The following is a 25,294-nucleotide window of genomic DNA, read 5'->3' on the forward strand; positions in this document are numbered from 1 at the left end:
TGTATGGATGTCCATCAAGCAGTACCCGCGTTATCACCGCTATCAAGACCAAAAACCAGATTCGTTGGAATACGCGCTCCGTCGACAAAGGCCGCGCTGTCCCACCTACCTTACGGTGTGATCAAGATATTTCACCATAAAAGTTGCTCCCTGCTGAGTAAAAGCATGGAGCGACTACTCTTTTCGCATTAGCTATGACCAGAAAATCACATTCGATTGTGTACTCACCCGACGTTTACAGCTGACGACCTGTACATGTGACAGGGGCCAATGACACATATAAATCACCCTCCTCAGTCGGCCATGGAAACATGCCCACCGTCCACAAGAGACGCTCAACATGTTGTGAAAGCGCAAGGATGCTCTCGATTGTGAACTGGTCATCTGCATCATAGAGCCGTCGTAAATCGCGCCCAAAAAGCTCAATCCAATCGCGAAGACCCTGGTTTTTCAAGTTTTCTGGAAGCGAGGATCCGGGGAACGACTCTTGCGATGGAAGCCCATCCCGGTGCCCAAGCCATTCGGCTGCATGATCGAGTACTGAAGATATATGCGTAAGGGCTACGTCTAGCAATTGGTCCATTGCTAGATCAACAAGGTATGTCTGCTTCGCGCATTGGATCGCTTGTTGTGCTGAGGACAGGCTATCCAAAAATAAAGTGGCAAATCGCTCACCGGCACCGTTATCGGCAAAAGCGCTAGTTTTCGCCGAAAAATACATGCCAGGACAGGAAGAAGAGGCTACATGCAGGCGCCCTGAGACGATGTCAAATTGGATATCTGACATGCTAGGAAGACCCTGCTCGTAAAGCGCGCTGTGTGCGACATTTGCGAGCATCCCCACAACGACGTGTAGAGCCCAAGCGTTGTTTTCATCTTCCGTATCAAATAGCGCTCTTGCAACAACTGCGCTGAGCACAATATGCTCTTTACGCTTCCCGTCGCGGATAACATGAACGCATTTGGCTATGGCTTGACCATAATTTCGAGGGCGGGTCCTGTCCGCGAGGAGCGCTGGATCTCCCCTATCTAGGCTCTCAAGAGCTGCCGCGTAGTCTGCCGCGAACGTAATACCATCTAGATTTGAGAGTGGTAAATCCCGGCTCATTTCCTTGGCTATACCCCGCATAACGTTACCAAGTTTGGTCGCAGTTTCGGAATCGGCAAACCCTTGGCACGTTAGAGAGAAGCTAAAGCTACTGCTGTGATTGGCTGAGACAACGGGATCCATCCCAGTCCTTGCGATTGACTGCGAGGAGTCACGTTGTCTAACTTCAGATATCGCCTCTGCGACAACTTTTTTTATTGATAGGGAGCAGCGCTGACCGATCAGGCTGGCAAAATCGGTAGAGTTGTAGGAGTTGCGGGCAATAAAGAAGCTGTCGCTGCAAGCAGCGCTTGCGGCGTTGATTTTTTCGATATTAATTTCTTTTATTTCTTCCTTGGATCCCACAAGTAAAAGATCGTGAGCGATGGGCAAAATTATGATGTTAGGTATTTTTTCTTCTCTCAAAGTTAGAGCGGTTATCGAGTCAGAGCCGCTCTGCGCCAAAGCAATGCAGTCTGGAAGAATAGCCCCCTCAACACTGTACGTTCGCCATGACAGCTGCGCTAGATCCGCCTCCCATTTACTCTCTTGGGATATTCTCAATGCCTTGTTATGACCGTCCCGGGTCATAGCGGGAAGCGCATTTATAAGTTTTGTGAAAGCGTCGGCGACCACTGGCATTTGAAATGAGTAGAACTCGTTGAACGACTCGCGTAGCGAGAAGGCTAGAGCTCTCTTGGCGAAAGGACGCGGAAATAATTCTCCAAGGGGAGACGAATTCAATTCTTCCTCGATTGCAGACAGGGGCAGACTCATGCCCACACTATCTATCCCCATCAATTTACGCAGTTGATCCGAGTCAGAGATTATTACGGACAACTGATCTAACAATTGCTCAGCGCCTTGAAGGAAGGTCGAGCGTACATGCGCCGTCCTTAACGTAAGGTGCGTCGTAACGCGGGCAGGAATTCGTGAGTCGGCGATAGGCCCTCGGGGAGCACGTTGGAGCTCTTGGAGACTGGTGTGGATATCCCACTCAATCGATGTAATGAGATCGTCTAGTCTTTCTTCGTCTGCAGGCCCTAGCTTCGAGTAGAAGAACTCGCCGACTCCGACATCTTTTATACCGACCAGTCGTGCTGCGGTACCTCGCCGATGCAGCCACGTCCGCTCAGCTTCGCCGGTTTGCTCAGCGAGAAAACCTCGCTGTAGGAATCTGGGAATGTAATGTTGCCGTTTTCCTGCCATGTCGCGCCTATAACGATCTCGTTCAACCGAAGACCGTTCCTCTATTGTTGATTATTTGCGCGCAGCATCGTGGCGCCCAAAAACATGTCGCATGTCATTCGCATAAGCGCCCTTTGATGCCAGTTCGAACGACTGCCTTTGCTACCAATAGCACATTCTGGCGCGACTTTTCGCGGGTAGCATCCGCTGCTACGCATTAATCAATCTGACTCATCGAGCTCCCGCTTTAGAGATTAGTAATACGCACGGACCTATGACACCTGCTGATACCTCCATTGCCAAACCTCAACCCCTTGGATCAGCGCGAACGGACGGACGTCAAAAGCGCGGAGGCTTCGCCATTAGTAATACGGACGGACCTGGGACACCTGTGACCGTCCCTCAGGACTAGACCCCTTCCCCGTAGGGCAACGCTAAAGGGGTATTGGCAAAAATGCAGATGCTTTGCCGTTCGTAAAATTCACGGACATGGGACGCTCACACAATCACTGAGATAGCGTCCTACCGCCGTCTTGCTTACTGCCATGAGGGCTGCAATAGCACGGATACTTAATCCCTCAGCTCGCAGCATTCGTGCTTGCGCACGGCGGCTCTCGGCCGCCTCTAAGAAAGTTTCTCTATCGACCGCCCCAGCGGCGCGCCTACGAACCTCGTGGCGCTTTCTATCACGCTCCTGGGCCACCCGCACACTGATGATCGTCTTGAGCTGCCGTTGCTCGTCTGCGGTGATCCTGAACAGGTTGATAAGGGTGTCATTCTTGGGAGTGTAGAGCGGCGCGTAGTCCTTGCCGCCGAAACTGACCCTTTCCCCGGACTCATAGGCCTTAGCCTTGCTGAACAGGGTCATCAGCTCTTTGGAGCGGCTATTCCATTGCGGATCTAGCTCGCGGGCCAGCGCCGAGGCTTCGTGGTACATCTGTTTGCTGTTGGTCGCGCCCGACAGTAGCAGGAAGTTCAAGCGCCAAAACAGGTGTTGCATCCGGCTGCCTTCGTTGACACCGCCGCGCAGGTAGGCGAGCTTGCGGAGGTCTTCGAGCCGATCCCAAGCAAGCTGGCGGCCGGAGAATCCGCGGAGATTGTCAGCTTTACCGCCGGGCACCAAAAGGAAGGGCTTAAGCTTGCGTTTGACCCGCTCGGCCTGATCCTGCCGCTGTTGCTCGATTGTCCAACGGGAAGTTGGTAGCAGGGCCTCGGCCATATACTCGAAGTTGTAGCGGACGGGCTGGCCATCGGTGTCGTTCGTGACGTGAACAACGCGACAGACTTCGCCACTCTTGCTGTTGACTGTCTGGATGGTTCGCAAAACGCGGCTTGCGTCTTTGGCCATCGGATCGGCCCCGACATGTGCGAGGCGATCCACTAGGTAGCGTTGGCACGCATTCCAGCGTGGCAATGCCTGACGCGGGATAGTACCGTCGAGTAGCCATTTCGCCTGGATACCCCGGCCGCTGTAGATCAGTACGGACGGTGCCGGTAATCCTTCTTCAGTGCAGAAATACAGCACCGACATCGCCAGTTGGTCAGGCGTGCGACCGGCGAGAGAAGGTATGCGGTAAGTGTCAAGATCGGTGAACAACAGCCCCAACCGGGCAAGGTTCACGACCCGCCGGTTGGGCCGGATGAACTCTGCCTGAGACATCCATGTGTCGCGGTTTTTATCCACCAAATTGAGAATGGCGGGCATGTCCGCTAACCGGTGGGAGGACTGGCGTTTTTCGCCACGTACGTCAACCAACAGCGAGAAAAACCCGCTCCTGTTGCTGTCGTGGTACATCTGCGCCTCGTCCTGAGAACTGAATAGCGCAAGCTGTGGACATTGGTGGCGACCGCAAGCCGTTCTAGCATGCTGCTGCGACATGGGCCCTGCGTCGGGCCCGATCTGCACCGCTCAGACTCCAATTCCGGGCCTGGGCGCAGGGCCGGAGTCCTTACATGCGTCAATCCAATCTTCGACCTCAGCCAAATCCCATACTACTTTGCGACTGCTGATCGCAATGCGACGCGGGAACTTACCTTTGATTTCAAAGTTGTAGATCGTCCGCTCACACAGCGGGATCATCGCTAGTAGCGTCTTTTTATCGATAAGCGTTCTGTTCGTTGATACCTGCATACCCTTGCCTCAATCAGTTACATTGGATGTGTGCCTGATCGTGCCCGGACGTGCCGCTTGCTTCGACGAGATGATTGGCTAAAATGGTTGACATGAAAAATAGATCAACCATCGCCATTTGGAAGGGATGCGACCCAACCGTCGCAGATGCCATTCGACGGTTTCGGGATTGCTGGGAGCCGTACTCTGCAGCATCCAAGCGCTACCCTATCGCTCGACTGGTAGAAGAACTCATCGACCCCGTTGTAGCTACGTACACGACAACACTCCCGTCGCGCTATTTGGGGCACGTGCCAGGAGCCGGTACCGGCGTAGCATTCAGTGAGATCATGCGATTGGTCGGTGCTGAAGCAATGGTCCGCGTACAGCGCCGATTGCTGCGAGCTTTTGTTCTAACAGAAGATCAGCAGTCCAAGAGAGACCAGCAATTTATCGCCACACTCGAAACGCTCATCGAGCTGGTATGGGCATGCAAGCGCAAGCAACCGGCGAACAGAAATGTTCGCGGCTTAAATGGCCAACGCTTAAAAGTTTTTTGTAGATTTTGCGGCTCGCTTGCGGAGCTGGCCTCGTTCGCTGAATCCGTCAAAGACGAAGGCCAACGCGGCATCGATGAAAAACTACGCTTAAGCAACCTGTACTGCGCGGCTCATCGCCCTAAGTTGCCGGATGACGATTGGAATCCCGAGTACAGGAAAGCAAAACGGTCTGTAGCGCAGTTTGACCTCGAACTAATTAGGCTCAGCCGACAATGCGCCTCGCGAGGCACCCCGCAAGCGAAATCAGGTGACGAGTTGGTTGACAGCTACATACACAACTACATGCTTGGCCAAACGCTAACGCTAGCAGAGGAAGCAGAGTTACGGGACCTAGCGCGGCTCATGGTGGACTCAAGATTATCTGATAGAAAAAAACAGATACTCATGCTCCAACGGCTTGGTTTCAATCAATCAGCGATTGCGCGCAGGCTGGGTATCGAACGCCAAGCGGTATCCAAAGCAATTGCCTCAATCCCAGAGATATTTTGGTTGAGTCAGCCACAACGATCCGGTTAGTGGCTCTTTTTAGTGTCAACCCAAATACACAATCAATAGAGGTTCACGCGGCCGAACCGGACTCTTAAATCAAACCTTCGCACGTGGTTTTTTTAGCGTCCATTCGTCAATCATATCCGCCCAATCCTGCAACATCGCCCGACGCTGATCGCGGTATTCAGCCTTGTTGTAAACGGCCCGTACCCCCTTCTGCTCGTGCGCAAGGCACTTCTCAATCCAGTCTGAGTTGTAACCCGCCTCATGCAGCAGCGTGCTTGCTGTGCGCCTCAAATCATGCGGTCCGAACTTGCTCAGCGGCTGTCCTTCTTTCTGCGCAAGCCGATAGGTCAGCGTCAGCACCTGATTGATCGTCGCGGTGCTCATTGGCAAATCAGAATCGTACCGGGAGGGAAAGACGTAATCTGAACCACCGGCGAATGTCTTTAGCGCAATGAAGAAATCCAAAGCCTGCTGAGATAAGAACACCAAATGGGGGTTGCGGCGCTTCATCCGCTCTTTCGGAATGGTCCACAGGGCTTCGGTGAAATTGATTTCGCTCCAGGTGGCATTGGTCAGCTCACTTTTGCGCACCATGGTCAGCAACAACAGCTTAGCGGCCACCCTCACGGAGGAGGCGGTGCCGATGCGGTCCAGGTACTGATACATCAACGCGATTTCGTCAGGCCCTAAAGCGCGGTCACGTGGCTCGAATTTAGCGATGCTTGCAGGACGCACCAGATCAGCCGGGTTCTCGACCTTCTGACCACGCTCAATCGCCCATCGAAACACCTGCATCACAATCTCGCGGGAGTGCACGGCCGTCGCTGGAGCTCCACGCTCCACGATTGCATCAGTCAGCGTTCGCAGGTCCTCATGATTGATTTCCACCAGTTTCTGATTACCGAATTGCGGCTTGAGCTCCCGCTCGTAAACAGATCGGCGCATGTCACGAGTCGAATCAGCCATCTGATACCCACGCAGCCATTTCTCAGCCCACGCATCAAACGTCTCTGCCCCTTTGGTGCGTGCCTTGGCACGGGCTTTCTCCTTGGCAGGTGACTTACCCGCCGAAACCATTTTTTTAGCCTCGCCCAGGCGCTCTCTGGCTTCCGCAAGTGTGATGCCACCCACGCCATAACGACCGAACGTGATGGTCTCCTGACGGCCGTTGACTGAGTAGTTGTAGCGAAATGAGATGGAACCGGCAGCAGTGACGGCCACATACAGCCCGTCGCGGTCGTTCACCTTGTAGAGCTTTTCTTTCGGTTTGAGGTTACGCAGTTTGGTATCGGTCAGCATGGCAGTCACGGATTCCATGGAAAAAATACCATGCTCAGAGAAGCACTCATCCATCACGGAAAAACCCAATGAAACCGGGCTTATGATGAGACTTGATACCATGTCCTTCCCTACTAAGGCGACATGGTATCGAGCACCAAGCATGGCATTTGGCTCAGTCAATGCCCCGTACCATGCCATATAAACACGGTGCTTGGCGATGCACAAAGCTGCCAGAATTTGCCAGACCCAAAAAGCCAAAAGCCCGAAATTACGCGGGCTTCAGGGCATTTCTTGCTAGATCGTGCCGGACAATGCCGGACGTCGGATCATTCCCACTCAATCGTCGCCGGCGGCTTGCTCGACACGTCATACGTCACGCGCGAAATACCTTCGATCTCATTGATGATACGGCCGCTGACAGTCTCCAGCAGTTCGTAAGGCAGGTGCGCCCAACGCGCGGTCATGAAGTCGATAGTCTCTACGGCACGCAGCGCAACAACCCACGCGTAACGACGGCCATCGCCTACAACGCCCACCGATTTAACCGGCTGGAACACCACGAAGGCCTGGCTGACTTTGTGATACCAGTCGGCCTTGCGCAGTTCTTCGATGAAGATGTGGTCGGCGCGACGCAGCAGGTCGGCGTATTCCTTCTTCACTTCACCGAGGATCCGCACGCCCAGGCCCGGGCCTGGGAATGGGTGGCGGTAGACCATGTCGTACGGCAGGCCGAGTTCCAGGCCCAGGCGGCGGACTTCGTCCTTGAACAGTTCGCGCAGCGGTTCTACCAGCTTGAGGTTCATTTCCTCAGGCAGGCCACCCACGTTGTGGTGGGACTTGATCACGTGGGCCTTGCCGCTCTTGGCGCCGGCCGACTCGATCACGTCCGGGTAGATGGTGCCCTGGGCGAGGTACTTGATGTTGTCCAGTTTGTTGGACTGGGCATCGAATACGTCGATGAAGGTGCGGCCGATGATCTTGCGCTTCTTCTCTGGGTCGGACTCGCCGGCCAGGTTGTTGAGGAACTGGTCCTCGGCGTTGGCACGGATCACCTTGACGCCCATGTTCTCGGCAAACATGGCCATCACTTGCTCACCTTCGTGCAGGCGCAGCAGGCCGTTGTCGACGAACACGCAGGTCAGCTGGTCGCCGATGGCTTTGTGCAGCAGCGCGGCAACGACCGAGGAGTCAACGCCGCCGGACAGGCCAAGCAGCACGTTGTCGGTGCCGACCTGGGCGCGAACCTGGGCGATGGCGTCTTCAGCGATTTTCGACGGGGTCCACAGGGCTTCACACTCACAGATGTCGAGGATGAAGCGCGACAGGATGCGGCCACCTTGTTTGGTGTGGGTCACTTCCGGGTGGAACTGTACGCCGTAGTAACGACGCTCGTCGCTGAACATGCCGGCGATCGGGCAGCTCGGGGTGCTGGCCAGGATGTGGAAGTCTTCCGGCATCTTGGTGACCTTGTCACCGTGGCTCATCCACACGTCGAGGCCGAACAGGCCATCGGCGTCGATGTGGTCTTCGATACCGTCCAGCAGGCGGCTCTTGCCGACTACGTCGACACGGGCGTAACCGAATTCACGCAGCTCGGAACCTTCAACCTTGCCGCCCAGTTGCTCGGCCATGGTCTGCATGCCGTAGCAGATACCGAAGACGGGCACGCCCAGGTCGAATACGGCTTGCGGGCAGCGCGGGCTGTTGGCTTCGTGCACGGACTCGGGGCCGCCGGCGAGGATGACGCCTTTAGGGGCGAATTCGCGAATCGCTTCGTCATCCATGTCGAACGGGTGCAGTTCGCAGTACACGCCGATTTCACGCACGCGGCGGGCGATCAGTTGGGTGTACTGGGAACCGAAGTCGAGGATCAGGATGCGGTGGGCGTGAATGTCGAGGGCCATGGGGTCAGTCTCGTCTATGCAATTCGGTGAAGAAAATCAGAAACAACTCGGGGCTGAAAACAGCCCCGGTTACTTAACGTTTTGCTGGAAGCCTCAACCTACGCGGTAGTTTGGCGCTTCCTTGGTGATCTGCACGTCGTGGACATGGGATTCAGCCATGCCGGCGCCGGTGATCCGTACGAACTCTGGCTTGGTGCGCATTTCTTCGATGTCGGCGCTGCCGGTGTAGCCCATCGAGGAACGCAGGCCGCCCATCAGTTGATGGATGATCGCACTGAGGGTGCCTTTGTACGGCACACGGCCTTCGATGCCTTCCGGTACGAGCTTCTCGGCGCCTGCCGAGGAGTCCTGGAAGTAACGGTCGGAAGAGCCTTGCGCCTGGGACATGGCGCCCAGCGAACCCATGCCGCGGTAAGCCTTGTACGAACGGCCCTGGAACAGTTCGATCTCGCCCGGCGCTTCTTCAGTACCGGCGAACATCGAGCCCATCATCACGCAGGAAGCACCGGCAACGATGGCCTTGGACAGGTCACCGGAGAAACGGATGCCGCCGTCGGCGATCAACGGAACGCCAGTGCCTTCAAGGGCAGCGGCAACGTTGGCGATGGCGCTGATTTGCGGCACGCCCACACCGGCGACGATACGCGTGGTGCAGATCGAGCCAGGGCCGATACCGACCTTGACCGCATCCGCGCCCGCTTCGGCCAGGGCCTTGGCGGCTGCGCCGGTGGCAATGTTGCCGCCGATTACTTGCACTTCAGGGAAATTCTGTTTGACCCAGCGAACGCGGTCGATCACACCTTTGGAGTGACCATGGGCAGTGTCGACCACCACCACGTCAACACCGGCAGCGACCAGGGCCGAAACGCGGTCACCGGTGTCTTTACCGGTGCCGACCGCAGCGCCAACGCGCAGACGACCTTGGTCATCCTTGCTGGCCAGCGGGTAAGCCTTGGCTTTTTCGATGTCGTTGACGGTCATCATGCCTTTGAGGGCGAATTTGTCGTCGACGATCAACACGCGCTCGATGCGGTGCTTGTGCAGCAACTCGCGCACATCGTTCTTGTCGGCGCCTTCCTTGACAGTCACGAGGCGCTCTTTAGGCGTCATCACTTCGCGGACGGTGACTTCAAGACGGTTCTCGAAACGCACGTCACGGGAAGTGACGATGCCGACCAGGTCGCCATCGTGCAGCACCGGAACACCGGAGATGTTGTGCAGGCGGGTCAGGTCGAACAGGTCACGCACGGTGGCGTCGGCTTCGATGGTGATGGGATCTTTCACCACACCGGCTTCGTAACGCTTGACCTTGCGCACTTCGGCAGCTTGCTGCTCGATGGTCATGTTCTTGTGGATGATGCCGATGCCGCCTTCCTGAGCCATGGCAATTGCCAAACGGGCTTCGGTGACGGTGTCCATGGCAGCGGAAACCAGGGGAATATTCAGCTCGATGCCACGGGTTAGGCGGGTCTTGAGACTGACTTCGTTAGGAAGCACCTCGGAATAACCGGGCACTAGGAGAATGTCGTCGAATGTCAGAGCTTCTTGGCTGATACGCAGCATCGCGGGGGCTCCCGAGCGGGAAAATGGAAGCGCGCCATTATATACATGCACCCTGTCGGGCTCAATGTAAAACTCTGACAAACTTGGTAATACTGATAGATGGGTAATTGATCGTTCCCACGCTCTGCGTGGAAACGCCTCCCTGGACGCTCCGCGTCCTGCCCCCGCGCAAGGGTGACGCGGAGCGTCACGGGGTGCATTCCCACGCAGAGCGTGGGAACGATCGGCGATCGGATTAAAGCTCGACTTTGACCCAACTCATCTTCTGGTCCAGCCAGTCGGCAAATTCGTCGATAAAGCTCTGCTTGAACCCCGCCTCCGCCCAGTTGTTGAAGATGAACCCCAGGTTGGAAAACCCGCATTCCTGCAGGAACAGAAACCCGTTGATGTCATCTTCGTGCCCACACAGCGGGCAGGTGAAGTTGTCGGTGTGGCCGGGCATCCAGTCTTCCAGGCTTTCGAACAGCGCCTCGCCGACTTCCTTGAGGCATTCCGGGCAGCCGGCTTCTTCGAGAAAGCCTTTGGCTGGCGTGTAGATACAGCGCTTGTAGATGATCTCCAGGCCATTGATCGGCTCGTTGAACGGCAGCGCTTCCGGGTGCAGCACCACGGCGCGGGCGCCATCGGCCAGGGCATAGGCCATGCGGTTGCCGGTGCGCCCGCAAGTGGTCAGTTCTTCCTTGATGATGTTCTTGCGCACCAGCCAACGCACGATAGCCCGCGCGCGGGGTTCGTGGACGGGCAAGGTGGAGATTTTCGGAACAAGGATGCTTTGGGAGTTCATGGGTGTCCTGCGGTGTGGCTACTGGCCCCATCGCGGGCAAGCCCGCTCCCACATTGAAATGCAATCACTTGTGGGAGCGGGCTTGCCCGCGATGAGGCCCTGAAGGCTGGCAGCTTAATCCCTGCCCCACACAGGTCAAGTGCTCAAGTACCGCCCGATCAACGCAATCCCACTGGCCAACACCAACCACGTCACCAACCGCACAAAGGCCTCACGCGACATACGCATCGTCAGCCTGCGCCCCACCCACAGCCCCAAGGCCATCGCCGGCAACAAGCACAGCGCCAATATCAGCAGCGGCAAATCCGCGTAAACCCCGGCGATCAGGAACAGGCTCAAGCGCACCACCGTGCTGCAACTGATCAACGCACTCTGGGTTGCCCGCGCCGCCTCCTTGGGCAAACGGCTGTTCAGGTAGATCGCATATAAAAAGCCGCCACTGCCAAACAGCGCACCAAACAACCCGCCGACGGTGCCCATGGGAATCGACCAGGCCGCCGCCAGCTGCGTTGGCCGCGCTTTCACCGCCAGGCTGTAAATCGCGTAGGCACTGATAAACAGCCCCATTAATAGCAACAACAGGTCCGAATGCAGGTTGAGCAAAAACACCACGCCCAGTGTGCAACCGATTGCCATGCACGGCAGCAATCGCAACAGTTCGGGCTTGTTCACGTCCCGCCGCGATTGCAGCAGGTTGCCAAAGGCGGCGACAAAATCCAGCAGCACCAGCAGCGGGATGATCTTCGACAGGGGCATAAACACAATCAGGATCGGCCCCGCGACCAGCGCCGTGCCAAAGCCTGCGATACCAAACACGATGTAGGCCACGACGATGCCGAGGCCGATCACCAGCCAATCAACGCCGCCAAACGACCACTGATTCATCAGCTCGACCGGGCTCATGGGCACTTCCTTGAAAGAGTTGGCAATCACTTTAGCGATGAGCGAGTGTTGCGACTAATATCATCAAAGCCCTCTACCCATCTCGAAAAGGCATGACGCGTGATCTCCACTCGCCAACTGCGCTACTTTGTCGAAATCGCCGACAGCGGCAGCTTCAGCGCTGCGGCCGAACGCCTGTTTGTGGCGCAATCGGCATTGAGCCGGCAGATAAAAGAGCTGGAAACCCAGCTGCAAACCCCGCTGTTCGAACGCACCGCGCGCCAACCCCGGCTGACGGCGGCCGGTGAAGCCTTTTACCCTCGGGCGCGCAACCTGTTGAGTGAGTTGCTCAAGGCGAGCGAAATGGCCACGCAAGTCGGCAATGGGCAATTGGGCACGCTGCGCCTGAGCCATTCGAGCACCGTGCCGATGAGCGGCGCCTTGCTGCAAGGCATCAGCACCTGGCTGGAGCACTGCCCCGGTGTGTCGATGGACATCGTCAAACTGTCTTCCGAAGCGCAGCTTGAGGAGATTGCCGACGGTCGCCTCGACGTCGGGCTGTTGCGCTTGCCGGTGCTGCGCCAACGCGAGGGCGTGCGGGTGGTGCCGATATACAGTGAAAAATTGCTGCTGGCGGTGCCGCCGAATCACCCGCTGGCACGCCGCAATACGCCGGTGGAGTTGGCGCAACTGAAGGACGAAGCGTTTATCTCGATTCCCCATCCGCAGCGCGGTGGTTTGAGTTATCTGTCAGCTGAATTGTGCATGCGTGCAGGATTCTTCCCCAAGGCGGCGCGGGTGATGTCGCGCAAGACCACGCAGTTGCAACTGATCCAGGCCGGTTTCGGTATTGCCTTGTTACCAAAGTCCATGCAGGACATTGCGCCCGCCAACGTGCACTTTTTGCCTCTGGCCGACCCGGACGGCCTCAGCACCGTGGCCCTGGCCTGCGCGCAGACGCCGAGCGCGCTGGTCGAGCAATTCTGCCAAACCTTGCACGAATGCCTATAAACTGCCGCCCATGATTAAAGATCGCTCCTCATGATTAAAGACCCGTTTGCCCGCCTGGGCCTGGACCGCGAAGTCCTGACTGTCAGCCAGCTCAACGGCCGCGCGCGGGTGTTGCTGGAAGACGTGTTCACCAATATCTGGGTCGAAGGCGAGATCTCCAACCTCGCCCGCCCGGCCTCCGGCCATGTGTATTTCACCCTCAAGGACAGCGGCGCCCAGGTGCGTTGCGCGCTGTTCCGCAACAACGCCGCGCGGGTGCGCCAGGCGTTGAAGGATGGCCTGGCGGTGAAGGTGCGCGGCAAGGTCTCGCTGTTCGAGGGCCGTGGCGACTACCAGTTGATCCTCGACACCGTGGAGCCTGCCGGTGATGGTGCGCTGCGCCTGGCCTTCGATGCCTTGAAGGAAAAGCTCAGCGCCGAAGGCCTGTTCAGCGCCGAGCGCAAGGTGCCGCTACCGGCCCATCCTCGACGCATTGGCATTATCAGTTCGCCGACGGGCGCGGTGATCCGCGACATCATCAGCGTATTCGGCCGCAGAGCGCCGAACGTTGAGCTGACATTGATCCCCACAGCCGTACAAGGCCGCGAAGCCGTGTCGCAGATCGTGCGCGCGCTGAAGCTGGCCGACGCGCGTGGTTTTGACGCGCTGATCCTGGCCCGTGGCGGCGGTTCGCTGGAAGACCTGTGGTGTTTCAACGAAGAAGCGGTGGCGCGTGCAGTCGATGCCTGCGTTACGCCGATCGTCAGCGCCGTCGGGCATGAAACCGATGTGTCGATCTGCGACTTCGTCGCCGACGTGCGTGCGCCTACGCCATCGGCCGCCGCCGAATTGCTCGCCCCCGACGCCAGCCACTTGGTGCGCCAAGTCGAAAACCTGCATCGCCGTCTGGTGATGCTGATGCGCAATCGCCTGAGTCATGACCGTCTGCGCCTGGAAGGCATGGCCCGCCGTCTGCGCCACCCCGGCGAGCGTCTGCGCCAGCAGGCCCAGCGCCTGGATGACCTGGACATGCGCATGCGCCGCGCCTTCGAGCGCAGCCTTAATACCCGCCGCGAACGCCTGATCCGCCTGGAAACCCGTCTCGCCGGTCAGCACCCCGGCCGTCAGTTGGCCCTGCTGCGCCAGCGCCTGGACAGCCTCGCCGAACGCCTGCCGCGCGCCATGCGCGAAGGCCTCAAGGCCCGCCGCCTGCAACTGCAAAGCCAGGTGCAGACGCTGCACGTGGTCAGCCCGCTGGCGACCCTGGGCCGTGGTTACAGCATCTTGCTGGATGAACGCGGCCAGGCGATTCGCAATGCCGCGCAAACCCACACCGGCCAGCGCCTGACCGCGCGCCTCGGTGAAGGCCAATTGCAGGTGCGGGTGGAAGATAACCACCTGACGCCCGTCACCCTTTCGTTATTGGATTGATTGATGCCTCGTCTATTTAGCCTGCTGATGCTGTTGTGCCTAACCTTCAACGCCCATGCCGACAGCTACATCACTCGGCTGTTGAACAAGCCGGTGCCGGGTGGCGTCGCAGTGGTCGACCTCGGCGTTTCAGCCGCGGCGCCAAAAGCCACCTACCAGAACAGGCCGGTGCTGGTCGTCAAGGAACAGAACAACTGGCTGGCGATTGTCGGGATTCCGCTGACGGTTAAGCCCGGCACCCAGCGCATCACCAGTGGCGGGCAAAGCCTGCCGTTTGTGGTGGGGTTCAAGAAGTACCCCGAACAACACATCACGCTCAAGAACAAAAGCCAGGTGAACCCGGACCCGGCACAGCTCAAGCGCATCGAGGGTGAACTGGCGGTGCAGCTCAAGGCTTACCGCAGTTTCAGCCCGAACACGCCGAGCAACCTGCTATTGGACAAGCCGGTCAACGGGCCGCTGTCGAGCAAGTTTGGCGTGCGCCGCTTCTTTAACGGCGAGGAACGCAACCCGCATTCGGGCCTGGACTTCGCCGTCGGTGCCGGCACGCCGATCAAGACTCCGGCGGCAGGTAAAGTGATCCTGACCGGCAACTACTTCTTCAACGGCAACACCGTGTTCGTCGACCATGGCCAGGGCTTTATCAGCATGTTCTGTCATATGTCGAAGATCGACGTGAAGGTCGGTGACCAACTGGCACGCGGTGCTGTGGTCGGCAAGGTCGGTTCGACCGGCCGGGCGACCGGGCCGCATATGCATTGGAACATCAGCCTCAACGACGCGCGGGTCGACCCGGCGATCTTTATCGGCGCGTTCCAGCCTTGATTTAAACATTGAACATACCGGCCTCATCGCGGGCAAGCCCGGCTCCCACAGGTGAGCGCGATTCCCTGCGGCAGCCGGGCTTGCCCGCGATGGCGCCAGGTCTGCCAACACAATTGCGCACCCAATAAAGGCCGCGCAATTAAAATCAACTCTCAGCTCGATAACCGCCATAAAATCTCGCCTTTGCGTCAGATAGCAGAACCTCTATCAATTTTTCTCGACTGCTTGCCATCTTTCACCCCTGCGGTTAGGGTTGAGCTTATGAAAACCTCTCACACCCTCATTCAGCTCCGCCAGCACCGCAGCCTGTGCCTTGTCAGCGCACGACTGCCAGGCTGAATCGATCTGCCTCGTCTTCCTGCTTTATCCCTAAAAACAGTTCTACGGCAGGCCGCCTTTTCTCGGCCCCTACAACAAAGGATTTCCCGATGAGCATGCTCAAAGACCCGTCTTCGAAGTACCGCGCGTTCCCGACCATCGATATCCCGGACCGCACCTGGCCTTCAAAAACCATCACCGAGGCGCCGATCTGGTGCAGCTCCGACCTGCGTGATGGCAACCAGTCGCTGATCGAGCCGATGGACGCGGTGAAAAAGCTGCGCTTCTGGAAGACCCTGGTTGCGGTCGGCGTGAAGGAAATCGAAGCCTCGTTCCCGGCGGCTTCGCAAACCGACTTCGACTTCGTGCGCACCCTGATCGAAGACAATCACATCCCCGAGGACACCACCATCCAGGTGCTGACCCAGGGCCGTGAAGACTTGATCGCACGCACCTTTGAATCCCTGCGCGGCGCAAAAAAGGCCATCGTGCACTTGTACAACGCGACCTCGCCGTCGTTCCGCCGCATCGTGTTCAACCAGGACAAGGACGGCATCAAGGCCATCGCGGTCAACGCCGCCAAGCTGTTCGTCAAATACGCCGCCCAGCAGCCGGAAACCCAGTGGACCTTCGAATACTCCCCGGAAACCTTCAGCGCCACCGAGCTGGAGTTCGCCAAGGAAGTCTGTGACGCGGTGATCGAGGTGTGGAACCCGACGCCTGAGCACAAGATGATCCTCAATCTGCCGGCCACCGTTGAATGCGCCACGCCGAACATCTATGCCGACCAGATCGAATGGTTCGGTCGCCATATCAACCGTCGTGACAGCGTGATCATCAGCCTGCACACCCACAACGACCGTGGCACCGGCGTGGCCGCCACCGAGCTTGGCCTGATGGCCGGCGCCGACCGTGTCGAAGGCTGTCTGTTCGGCAACGGTGAGCGCACCGGTAACGTCGACCTGGTCACCGTGGCACTGAACATGTACACCCAGGGCCTCGACCCACAGCTGGACTTCTCCGACATCGACGGCGTGCGCAAAGTCGTCGAGGAGTGCAACCAGATTCAAGTGCACCCACGTCACCCTTACGTCGGCGACCTGGTGCACACCGCGTTCTCCGGTTCCCACCAGGATGCGATCCGCAAGGGCTTCTCCCAGCAGAAAGACGATGCACTGTGGGAAGTGCCGTACTTGCCGATCGACCCGGCCGACATTGGCCGCAGCTACGAGGCGGTGATTCGGGTGAACAGCCAGTCGGGCAAAGGCGGCATCGCCTACCTGCTGGAGCAGGAATACGACATCAGCCTGCCGCGCCGCATGCAGATCGAGTTCAGCCAAGTGGTACAGGCCGAAACCGACCGCGTGGGTCTCGAGATGACCGCGCCACAAATTTACGCGTTGCTGCAGCGTGAATACCTGCAAGCCAACACGCCGTACGCGCTGGTCAGCCATCGCCTGCAGGAAGAGAACGGCAACAGTTTTGTCGAGGTGGAAGTCTCGGGTAAAGGCCAGGGCGAAACCAACCTGCACTGGAAAGGCAAAGGCAACGGCGCCCTGGAAGCACTGGTGGCCGGCCTGCCGATTGGCGTGGAGATCATGGACTACAACGAGCATGCCATCGGTGCCGGCACCAACGCCAAGGCGGCGGCCTACATCGAGCTGCGCGTGAATGGCGAGCGTCCGGTGCATGGCGTGGGCATTGATGAAAACATCACCACGGCCAGCTTCAAGGCGTTGTTCAGTGCGCTGAACCGCTCGTTGAGCCAGCAGGAAGCGAAGGCGGCGTAAACACTTACCGCTGAAATGCAAAAGGCCCCTGGGTGAGAATCCAGGGGCCTTTTTGTTGGGCTTTAAAAATGCGGGGCCTGGAAGGGCCTCATCGCGGGCAAGCCCGCTCCCACATTTTGATTTGTGAACACAGTCAAAAGTGGGAGCTGGCTTGCCTGCGATAGCGGTCTGTCAGACAAACTCAAACCTGTCGGCATCCAGATTCGCCGGGAACTTGCTGCGATACGCCGCCAACTCCGCCGCCTCCAGGCACACCTGAAACACCCCATCCGCCTCCCCGGCACTGAGTAACGTCTCACCCTGGAAATCCAGCACCTGGCTGTCTCCCGTGTAGGCAAAGCCTTTGCCATCCGTACCGACCCGATTCACCGCCGCCACGTAACACAGGTTTTCGATGGCCCGCGCCGGCAACAGCCGATTCCAATGTTGACGCCGCGCACCCGGCCAGTTGGCGGTATACAGCAGCAAATCCGTGTCCTGAGCATCTCGACTCCACACCGGAAAGCGCAGGTCGTAGCAAATCAACGGCCGAATACGCCAGCCCTTCAATTCGAACTGCACCTGGCGCTCACCCGGTGTGTAGTGGTCGTGCTCACCCGCCATCCGGAACAGATGGCGTTTGTCGTAATGCAACACTTCGCCGTCCGGCCGCGCCCACAGCAGGCGGTTGCGATGGCTGCCGTCGGCGGCCTGGATGATCACACTGCCGGTGATCACGGCGTTGTATTTCGCCGACTGGGCCTGCAGCCACTCATGGGTGGGGCCATGTTCCCGCTCGGCGAGCAGGGCCGATTCCATTGAGAAGCCGGTGGTGAACATCTCCGGCAATACAATCAGATCGGCGCCCTTGGCTTGCTCCAGCAGCAGTTCGAAATGCTCCAGGTTGGCCTGACGGTCATGCCACACCAGGCTGGTCTGGACCAGGGCAATGTTCAGGTCGGGCAGCGCACTCAAATCACGCATAGTTTCTCCGCCGCTTGTTGCAGCGTCTCCTCGCGTTTGGCAAAGCACAGGCGCACCAGGCGCTGGCCTTGGGGTGGGTGCTGGTAGAACACCGAGACCGGAATCGTCGCCACGCCGTGTTCGCGGGTCATCCACAGTGACATGGCGACGTCATTCAGGTCCGGGCGAATTTGTGAGTAATCCACCAGTTGGAAGTAAGTACCGGTCACCCGCGTAAAGCTGAAACGCGACGGCGCCAGCAGGTCGCAGAACAGGTCGCGTTTGGCCTGGTAAAAGGCCGGCAGTTCTTCGACGTGTTCCGGGTGTTCAGCCATGAAGTCCGCCAAAGCGTACTGCAAAGGCGTCACACCGCAGAAATTGACATATTGATGCACCTTGCGCAGTTCAGCCGTGAGCGCCGGTGGTGCGACCACGTAGCCGGTTTTCCAGCCGGTAACGTGGTAGGTCTTGCCGAAGGAGCTGACCACGAACGCACGCTGATACAGCTCTTCGTGGGCCAGCACGCTGACATGGGGCACGCCGTCGAACACCAGGTGTTCATAGACCTCGTCGCTGACCAGGTAGATATCACGGTCGCGGATCAGTTCGGCCAATTGGTCCAGTTCGGCCCGACTGATCAGTGCGCCGGTGGGGTTATGCGGCGTGTTGAGGATGATCATGCGCGTGCGCGGTGAGAGCGCGGCCTTGAGCTTTTCGAAGTCCAGCGCAAAGCCTTGCAGGCTTAGTTGCACGTGCACGCAGCGGCCACCGGCCAGGTCGACCGAGGGCTCATAGCTGTCGTAGCTGGGGTCGAAGACGATGACTTCATCACCGTTGCGAATCACGGCCTGAATCGCACAGAAAATGGCCTCGGTGGCGCCAGGGGTGATGGTCACCTCGCTGTCGGCATTCACCGTGGCGCCATAACTGCGGGCGATCTTGGCCGCCACTTGTTGGCGCAGCACGGGCAGGCCAGTCATCGGCGCGTATTGGTTATGGCCGAGGGCGATATGTTTGCCCACCGCATCAAGCAGCGCCTGCGGGCCATTGAAATCGGGAAAGCCTTGGGACAAGTTGAGTGCGCCGGTCTCGGCAGCGAGTTGCGACATGGTGGTGAAAATGGTCGTGCCGACATTCGGCAGCTTGCTGGTGATCATCGGAGGCCCCTGCAGGTGAGCCCCAAGTTTTAAGCTGCCGGCCGCGCGGGGTCAAGGCACAAACCGTCGCGCACAAAAAAGGGCTCCAAAGGAGCCCTCTCTTACAACGTGCAGCTTACAACGTGAAGCGGCGATTATTTCTTGTCGCGGCGCTTCTTGTCGGCCTTCTTGTGGTGAGTCATCAAACGACGCTTCTTGTTCACCTGACGGTCAGTCAAGGTGTTCTTGTTGCCTTCGTACGGGTTCTCGCCACCTTTGAACTCGATACGGATCGGCGTACCGACCAGTTTCAAGACACGGCGGTAGGTGTTTTCCAGGTAACGCACGTAGGACTTCGGCACCTTCTCGATCTGGTTACCGTGGATCACGATAATCGGCGGGTTGGCACCACCCAAGTGGGCGTAACGCAGTTTGATCCGGCGGTTGTTGACCATCGGCGGCGCGTGCTCGCCAACAGCGTCTTCGAGGATCTGGGTCAGACGGTTGGTCGGCCAGCGGGTGACCGCAGACTTGAACGAGTTCTGTACGGACGCGTAGAGGTTGCCCACGCCAGTGCCGTGCAATGCCGAGATAAAGTGGATATCGGCGAACTCAACGAAGAACAGACGACGCTGCAGCTCGATCTTGACGAAATCGCGCTCGCTCGGCGTCATGCCGTCCCACTTGTTGATCGCGATCACCAGGGCGCGACCGGCTTCCAGGGCAAAGCCCAGCAAGTTGAGGTCGTGGTCCACCACGCCTTCGCGGGCGTCCATGACGAAGATCACCACGTTGGCGTCTTTGATCGCTTGCAGGGTTTTGACCACCGAGAACTTTTCAACTTCCTCGTGGATCTTGCCGCGCTTGCGCACACCAGCGGTGTCGATCAGCGTGTACTTCTCGTCGTTACGCTCGAACGGGATGTAGATGCTGTCGCGGGTGGTGCCGGGTTGGTCATACACGATGACCCGGTCTTCACCGAGCATACGGTTAACCAGGGTCGACTTGCCCACGTTCGGGCGGCCGATGATGGCGATCTTGATACCGTCTTTTTCGCTCGGGCCAGGAATGCGCTTGGCTTCCTCACCTTCGGCAACGATCTCCTCTTCGCCCTCTTCTTCCTCGACGTCATCCTTGGGGAAGTCGCGCAGGGCGATTTCCAGCATCTGGGTGATACCGCGACCGTGAGCACCTGCGACCGGAATCGCATCGCCCAGGCCCATCGGGCTGAATTCGGCACGGGCTGCCTCAGGATCGATGTTATCGATCTTGTTGGCGACCAGGTAGGAACGCTTGTTGCGCTTGCGCAGGTGCTCGCCAATCATCTGGTCGGCAGCGGTGTAGCCCGCGCGGGCATCCACCAGGAACAACACGACATCGGCTTCTTCGATAGCGAGCAGCGACTGCTCGGCCATCTTTTCGTCCATGCCATGCTCGTCACCGGAGATACCACCGGTGTCGACAATAATGTAGGAGCGCCCTTGCCACTTTGCCTCACCGTATTGGCGATCACGGGTCAGACCGGACAAGTCGCCGACGATGGCGTCGCGAGTCCTGGTCAGGCGGTTGAACAAGGTGGACTTGCCGACGTTAGGTCGGCCCACCAGGGCGATTACGGGAACCATGCGGCTCTCCACTTCGTTATTTCAGAAAATACAAAAGCCGCTGCAAGGCAGCGGCTGGTGCTCGGGGCAGCATATTCAAATGCCGCATGCCCCGCCGAAGCGGGGCCGCCTGGGTTTTACCCCAAGCATAGTTCTTTACTTGATGGTCAGGGCTTCCAGCTTGCCGCTGTTGCCATACACGTAAAGCATGTTACCCACAACCAGCGGACGGGCACGCAGGCCGTCACTGTCGATACGCTCGCGGCCGACAAAACGACCGTCCACCTGACTCAGCAGATGCAGGTAACCTTCGAAGTCACCTACCGCTACGTAGCTGGAGAACACTTCCGGTGCCGACAGCTGACGGCGGGCCAGGGAGTCGTTGCTCCACAGTGCAGTGGTGGAACGCTCGTCGACACTTTCAACGGTGCCGGACGCCAGGCTTACGTAGACGCTGCCAAACCCTTGGGCGACACCGGCATAGCTGGAAGCATCACGCTGCCAGTTGATGCGGCCGCTTTGCAGGTCCAGCGCCGCAACGCGGCCCTGGTAGGTAGCGACGTAGATAGTTTCGCCCGACAGCAGCAAGCCGCCGTCGATGTCCACAACGCGATCCAGTTCGGAACGACCTTGAGGGATGGCCACACGGGTTTCCCAGGCCGGCACGCCGTTCTGGGTATCCAGGGCGACCACTTTACCGGTCGACAGGCCTGCAACGGCCAGGTTATTGGTCACAATCGGACCACTGGTGCCGCGCAAGGTCAGCACCGCCGGGGTGCTGTCGTACAACCAGCGCTGGTTGCCGGTAGCGGCGTCCAGGCCAATCACACGGTCATCCTGGGTCTGCACCACAACGATGTCGCCGTTGGTGGCAGGGGCCGCGAGCACTTCACTGGTCACGCGAGAGCGCCATTTCTCTTCACCCGTTGCCGAGTCCAGAGCAACCACGTCGCCTTTGAGCGTACCGACCAGCACCATGCCGTAGCCGACACCCACGCCACCGGAAACCGGCAGCTCGAGGTCTTTCTTCCACTTCACGTCGCCATTCATGCGATCCATGGCAATGATCACGCCAGTGGAGTCAGTGGCCACGATGTTGTCGCCGTCAATCGCCGGCTGCAACAGGTTGTACAGGTCACCCTGGCCATCACCCACGGAGCGGCTCCACTGCTTTTGCAGGACCACTTCTTCCTTGAAGCTGGTCAGCTCGGCAGGAGGCAGTTCTTTTTTACTGTTGCTGCTGCAACCCGCGGCCAGAACGGCCAGAGCCAGCAATGCTGCATGTTTCCAACGGATCACGTCACGCATCCCCTTTGGCCAAGTCGTCCAGCTTGATTTGTAAGCCACCGACCGCCGCTTCATCAGACAGCGCCGCCTTGGCTTTTTGGTACGCAGCATGGGCTTCGTCGGTACGACCCAATTGGACCAACAGGTCGCCCTTGAGCTCTTCACGAGTGGCCACAAATGCCTTGTCAGCATCGCCGTCGAGCAGTTTGAGTGCTTCGTCAGCCTTGTTCTGTGCCGCCAACACCTGCGCCAGGCGCTGACGTGCGATTTCACCCAGGGTCGGGTTGGTCGGCTTGTCGGCGATGGCCTTCAGTTCGGTCGCGGCGTCATCCAGCTTGCCGGTGTCGACCGCGACTTTCGCGACGAACAGGCTGCCGTATTGGGCGTAAGTGCTACCGCCGAATTCGCTTTTCAGCTTGCCGGCCAGGTCCGCCACTTGGGCAGGGTCAGGCTTACCGTCCGGCGTCAGCGTGGTTTCCAGCAATTGCTGATAGAGGATCGAGGCGCCTTGGGACTGGTTGGCCTGATACTTGTGCCAGGCTTGCCAGCCGAACACCACCACTAAAGCCAGCAGACCGCCGGTAACCAGGGGCTTGCCGTTACGCTGCCACCAGTCCTTGAACTCGGCCAGCTGCTCATCATCAGTACTCGACACCCCAATACTCCTTAATCGCTAAATTCGGCTGTTCGACAGCTTCAACCCTGCACGACGCAGGTGGCCAAGTGCGCGGCGAGCGCATCAAAGGCAATGTTCTGTTGCTCGCCCTGGCCACGCAGGGGTTTGAAACCTATCACTTGCTGGGCCAGTTCGTCATCGCCGAGGATCAGCGCATACAGCGCACCGCTCTTGTCGGCCTTCTTGAACTGGCTCTTGAAGCTGCCGGCGCCGGCATTGATCTGCAGGCGCAGGTTCGGCAGTTGGTCGCGGACTTTTTCACTCAAGGCCAAGGCAGCCAGTTCGGCGGCCTCGCCAAAGGCGCAAAGATACACGTCCACCTGACGGGAGATTTCTTCCGGGACTTGCTCAAGGGTCTCCAGCAGCAGAATCAGCCGCTCGATGCCCATGGCAAAACCCACGCCCGTGGTCGGCTTGCCGCCCATTTGCTCGACCAGGCCGTCGTAACGGCCACCGGCACACACGGTGCCTTGGGCGCCGAGCTTGTCGGTGACCCACTCGAACACGGTCTTGCTGTAGTAATCGAGGCCGCGGACCAGCTTCGGGTTGATCACGTACGGAATCCCGGCCGCATCCAGTCGAGCCTTGAGGCCTTCGAAGTGGATGCGCGATTCGTCGTCCAGGTAGTCGGCCATTTTCGGCGCGTCGACCAGTACGGCCTGGGTGTCGGCGTTCTTGGTATCAAGCACGCGCAACGGGTTGGTCTTCAGACGGCGCTGGCTGTCTTCATCCAACTTGTCCAGGTGGGCCGACAGGTATTCGACCAAGGCTTCTCGGTAGCGGCCCCGGGATTCGCTGGTGCCCAGGCTGTTGAGCTCAAGTTTGACCGCGTCGCGGATGCCCAGCAGGCCCCACAGGCGCCAGGTCAATACGATCAGCTCGGCGTCGATGTCCGGACCGTCGAGGTTGAACACTTCCAGGCCGATCTGGTGGAACTGGCGATAACGACCTTTCTGCGGGCGCTCGTGGCGGAACATCGGGCCGATGTACCACAGCTTCTGCGGCTGGCCACCACCGGTGAGGCCATGCTCGAGGACAGCGCGCACGCACGCGGCAGTGCCTTCCGGACGCAGGGTCAGGGAGTCGCCGTTGCGGTCTTCGAAGGTGTACATCTCTTTTTCGACGATGTCGGTCACTTCACCGATGGAGCGCTTGAACAGCTCGGTGAACTCGACGATCGGCATGCGGATCTGTTTGTAACCGTAGTTATCCAACAGACGCGCGACCGTGTTCTCGAAGTAGCGCCACAGTGGCGTCTGCTCCGGCAGGATGTCGTTCATGCCACGAATGGCTTGCAGAGACTTGCTCACATCTAATCCTTAAATTCGTTCTTAGCCGCGCGCGATCAGCGCTGCGTCAGCCGCGACCTTCTCGGCCGCTTTCTCGCGGATCAGTCTTTCGAGCTCATCCACCAGATTGTCATTCGTCAACTTCTGCGACGGCTTGCCGTCGATGTAAATCAGGTTCGGTGTACCGCCGGTCAAGCCGATGTGCGCCTCTTTGGCTTCACCCGGGCCGTTGACCACGCAACCGATCACCGCAACATCCAGCGGCACCAGCAAGTCTTCGAGGCGCCCTTCCAGTTCGTTCATGGTTTTCACCACGTCGAAGTTCTGCCGCGAGCAGCTCGGGCAGGCAATGAAGTTGATGCCACGGGAACGCAAATGCAGGGATTTGAGAATGTCGTAACCGACCTTCACTTCCTCTACCGGGTCTGCCGCCAGGGAGATGCGGATAGTATCGCCAATCCCCTCGGCGAGCAGCATACCGAGACCTACCGCAGATTTCACTGTGCCTGAGCGCAAACCGCCCGCTTCAGTGATACCCAAGTGCAGCGGCTGTACGATTTCCTTGGCCAGCAGGCGGTAGGCTTCTACCGCCATGAACACGTCGGAAGCCTTTACGCTGACCTTGAAGTCCTGGAAATTCAGGCGTTCAAGGTGTTCAACGTGGCGCAGCGCCGATTCAACCAGCGCGGCCGGGGTCGGTTCGCCGTATTTCTTTTGCAGGTCTTTTTCCAGGGAACCGGCGTTAACGCCGATGCGGATTGGAATGCCGCGATCACGGGCCGCATCCACCACCGCGCGCACACGGTCTTCGCGACCGATGTTGCCCGGGTTGATGCGCAGGCAATCGACGCCCAGTTCGGCCACGCGCAAGGCGATCTTGTAGTCGAAGTGGATGTCTGCAACCAGCGGCACCTTGACCAGTTGCTTGATGCGGCCAAAAGCTTCGGCAGCGTCCATGTCCGGCACGGAAACCCGCACGATGTCCACGCCGGCCGCTTCCAGACGGTTGATCTGGGCGACGGTGGCGGCCACATCATTGGTGTCGCTGTTGGTCATGCTCTGCACTGCGATGGGGGCATCGCCACCCACCGGCACCGAGCCGACCCAGATCTTGCGCGATACGCGACGTTTGATTGGAGATTCGCCGTGCAT

21 protein-coding genes are annotated in these 25,294 nt (G+C 58.7%); 5 read left to right on the plus strand and 16 right to left on the minus strand.

Annotated elements, in window-relative coordinates; genetic code table 11:
• Positions 1 to 235 precede the first annotated feature (235 nt).
• The 4 genes from L8I05_RS19250 to L8I05_RS19265 all read right to left on the minus strand — a co-directional run bounded on the left by L8I05_RS19250 (position 236) and on the right by L8I05_RS19265 (position 4,406).
• Positions 236 to 1,864, minus strand: a complete 1,629-nt coding sequence (locus L8I05_RS19250; RefSeq protein ID WP_242171012.1) for a hypothetical protein — start codon at positions 1,862 to 1,864, stop codon at positions 236 to 238.
• 305 nt (positions 1,865 to 2,169) lie between these two features.
• A complete protein-coding gene (locus L8I05_RS19255) occupies positions 2,170 to 2,322 on the minus strand; it encodes a hypothetical protein (RefSeq protein WP_242171014.1) in 153 nt (50 codons plus the stop codon).
• Positions 2,323 to 2,756: 434 nt separating this feature from the next.
• Positions 2,757 to 4,070: a replication protein gene (locus L8I05_RS19260; protein WP_242264498.1), complete on the minus strand. Its 1,314-nt coding sequence runs from the start codon at positions 4,068 to 4,070 to the stop codon at positions 2,757 to 2,759.
• 114 nt (positions 4,071 to 4,184) lie between these two features.
• The gene (locus tag L8I05_RS19265) at positions 4,185 to 4,406 is read right to left on the minus strand and encodes an AlpA family phage regulatory protein (protein ID WP_103363074.1); all 222 of its coding nucleotides are present in this window, start codon (positions 4,404 to 4,406) and stop codon (positions 4,185 to 4,187) included.
• Between the two features lie 83 nt (positions 4,407 to 4,489).
• Here L8I05_RS19265 and L8I05_RS19270 point away from each other — a divergent pair, with 83 nt between their 5' ends.
• Positions 4,490 to 5,461 carry a hypothetical protein gene (locus tag L8I05_RS19270; RefSeq protein WP_242171021.1) on the plus strand — a complete coding sequence of 324 codons (972 nt, stop codon included), beginning with the start codon at positions 4,490 to 4,492 and terminating at the stop codon, positions 5,459 to 5,461.
• Between the two features lie 69 nt (positions 5,462 to 5,530).
• Here L8I05_RS19270 and L8I05_RS19275 read toward each other — a convergent pair whose 3' ends face one another.
• From L8I05_RS19275 to L8I05_RS19295, 5 genes are all read right to left on the minus strand, one after another.
• Complete coding sequence (locus tag L8I05_RS19275) at positions 5,531 to 6,739, minus strand: site-specific integrase (RefSeq protein WP_242171179.1); 1,209 nt, start codon at positions 6,737 to 6,739, stop codon at positions 5,531 to 5,533.
• Between the two features lie 308 nt (positions 6,740 to 7,047).
• Positions 7,048 to 8,625, minus strand: coding sequence for a glutamine-hydrolyzing GMP synthase (gene guaA / locus L8I05_RS19280; RefSeq protein WP_015885725.1), 1,578 nt, complete (start codon positions 8,623 to 8,625; stop codon positions 7,048 to 7,050).
• A gap of 93 nt (positions 8,626 to 8,718) precedes the next feature.
• Positions 8,719 to 10,188 carry an IMP dehydrogenase gene (guaB, locus tag L8I05_RS19285; protein ID WP_010207937.1) on the minus strand — a complete coding sequence of 490 codons (1,470 nt, stop codon included), beginning with the start codon at positions 10,186 to 10,188 and terminating at the stop codon, positions 8,719 to 8,721.
• A 235-nt stretch (positions 10,189 to 10,423) separates the two neighbouring features.
• Positions 10,424 to 10,972 carry a hypothetical protein gene (locus L8I05_RS19290; RefSeq protein WP_015885727.1) on the minus strand — a complete coding sequence of 183 codons (549 nt, stop codon included), beginning with the start codon at positions 10,970 to 10,972 and terminating at the stop codon, positions 10,424 to 10,426.
• 135 nt (positions 10,973 to 11,107) lie between these two features.
• Positions 11,108 to 11,875, minus strand: coding sequence for a sulfite exporter TauE/SafE family protein (locus L8I05_RS19295; protein ID WP_242171024.1), 768 nt, complete (start codon positions 11,873 to 11,875; stop codon positions 11,108 to 11,110).
• Positions 11,876 to 11,974: 99 nt separating this feature from the next.
• Here L8I05_RS19295 and L8I05_RS19300 point away from each other — a divergent pair, with 99 nt between their 5' ends.
• The 4 genes from L8I05_RS19300 to leuA all read left to right on the plus strand — a co-directional run bounded on the left by L8I05_RS19300 (position 11,975) and on the right by leuA (position 17,208).
• On the plus strand, positions 11,975 to 12,865 hold the full coding sequence (locus tag L8I05_RS19300) for a LysR family transcriptional regulator (RefSeq protein ID WP_242171026.1): 891 nt from the start codon (positions 11,975 to 11,977) through the stop codon (positions 12,863 to 12,865).
• Positions 12,866 to 12,895: 30 nt separating this feature from the next.
• A complete protein-coding gene (xseA, locus tag L8I05_RS19305; protein WP_242171028.1) occupies positions 12,896 to 14,275 on the plus strand; it encodes an exodeoxyribonuclease VII large subunit in 1,380 nt (459 codons plus the stop codon).
• A 3-nt stretch (positions 14,276 to 14,278) separates the two neighbouring features.
• Complete coding sequence (locus tag L8I05_RS19310; protein ID WP_177017086.1) at positions 14,279 to 15,100, plus strand: peptidoglycan DD-metalloendopeptidase family protein; 822 nt, start codon at positions 14,279 to 14,281, stop codon at positions 15,098 to 15,100.
• Between the two features lie 428 nt (positions 15,101 to 15,528).
• The gene (gene leuA, locus L8I05_RS19315; RefSeq protein WP_016977678.1) at positions 15,529 to 17,208 is read left to right on the plus strand and encodes a 2-isopropylmalate synthase; all 1,680 of its coding nucleotides are present in this window, start codon (positions 15,529 to 15,531) and stop codon (positions 17,206 to 17,208) included.
• 171 nt (positions 17,209 to 17,379) lie between these two features.
• Here the strand turns inward: leuA and L8I05_RS19320 are convergent, their stop codons facing one another.
• The 7 genes from L8I05_RS19320 to ispG form a co-directional block, all read right to left on the minus strand.
• Positions 17,380 to 18,171 carry an amidohydrolase gene (locus L8I05_RS19320; protein ID WP_242171031.1) on the minus strand — a complete coding sequence of 264 codons (792 nt, stop codon included), beginning with the start codon at positions 18,169 to 18,171 and terminating at the stop codon, positions 17,380 to 17,382.
• Complete coding sequence (locus L8I05_RS19325) at positions 18,159 to 19,307, minus strand: pyridoxal phosphate-dependent aminotransferase (protein WP_242171034.1); 1,149 nt, start codon at positions 19,305 to 19,307, stop codon at positions 18,159 to 18,161. Before L8I05_RS19325 ends, L8I05_RS19320 begins: the two co-directional genes overlap by 13 nt.
• A 134-nt stretch (positions 19,308 to 19,441) precedes the next feature.
• A complete protein-coding gene (der, locus tag L8I05_RS19330) occupies positions 19,442 to 20,911 on the minus strand; it encodes a ribosome biogenesis GTPase Der (RefSeq protein ID WP_005791167.1) in 1,470 nt (489 codons plus the stop codon).
• A 135-nt stretch (positions 20,912 to 21,046) separates the two neighbouring features.
• Complete coding sequence (gene bamB / locus L8I05_RS19335; protein WP_242171035.1) at positions 21,047 to 22,198, minus strand: outer membrane protein assembly factor BamB; 1,152 nt, start codon at positions 22,196 to 22,198, stop codon at positions 21,047 to 21,049.
• Complete coding sequence (locus L8I05_RS19340) at positions 22,191 to 22,832, minus strand: tetratricopeptide repeat protein (RefSeq protein ID WP_159959663.1); 642 nt, start codon at positions 22,830 to 22,832, stop codon at positions 22,191 to 22,193. The genes bamB and L8I05_RS19340 overlap by 8 nt, the downstream gene beginning before the upstream one ends.
• Positions 22,833 to 22,873: 41 nt before the next feature.
• Entirely contained in the window at positions 22,874 to 24,163 is a 1,290-nt protein-coding gene (gene hisS, locus L8I05_RS19345) for a histidine--tRNA ligase (RefSeq protein WP_177017088.1), read from the minus strand.
• Positions 24,164 to 24,184: 21 nt separating this feature from the next.
• Positions 24,185 to 25,294 carry a flavodoxin-dependent (E)-4-hydroxy-3-methylbut-2-enyl-diphosphate synthase gene (ispG, locus tag L8I05_RS19350; RefSeq protein ID WP_025859271.1) on the minus strand — a complete coding sequence of 370 codons (1,110 nt, stop codon included), beginning with the start codon at positions 25,292 to 25,294 and terminating at the stop codon, positions 24,185 to 24,187.

This window comes from Pseudomonas sp. MONT-RG-20F-20-E-7-02, from assembly GCF_022662395.1.
GTDB lineage: Bacteria > Pseudomonadota > Gammaproteobacteria > Pseudomonadales > Pseudomonadaceae > Aquipseudomonas.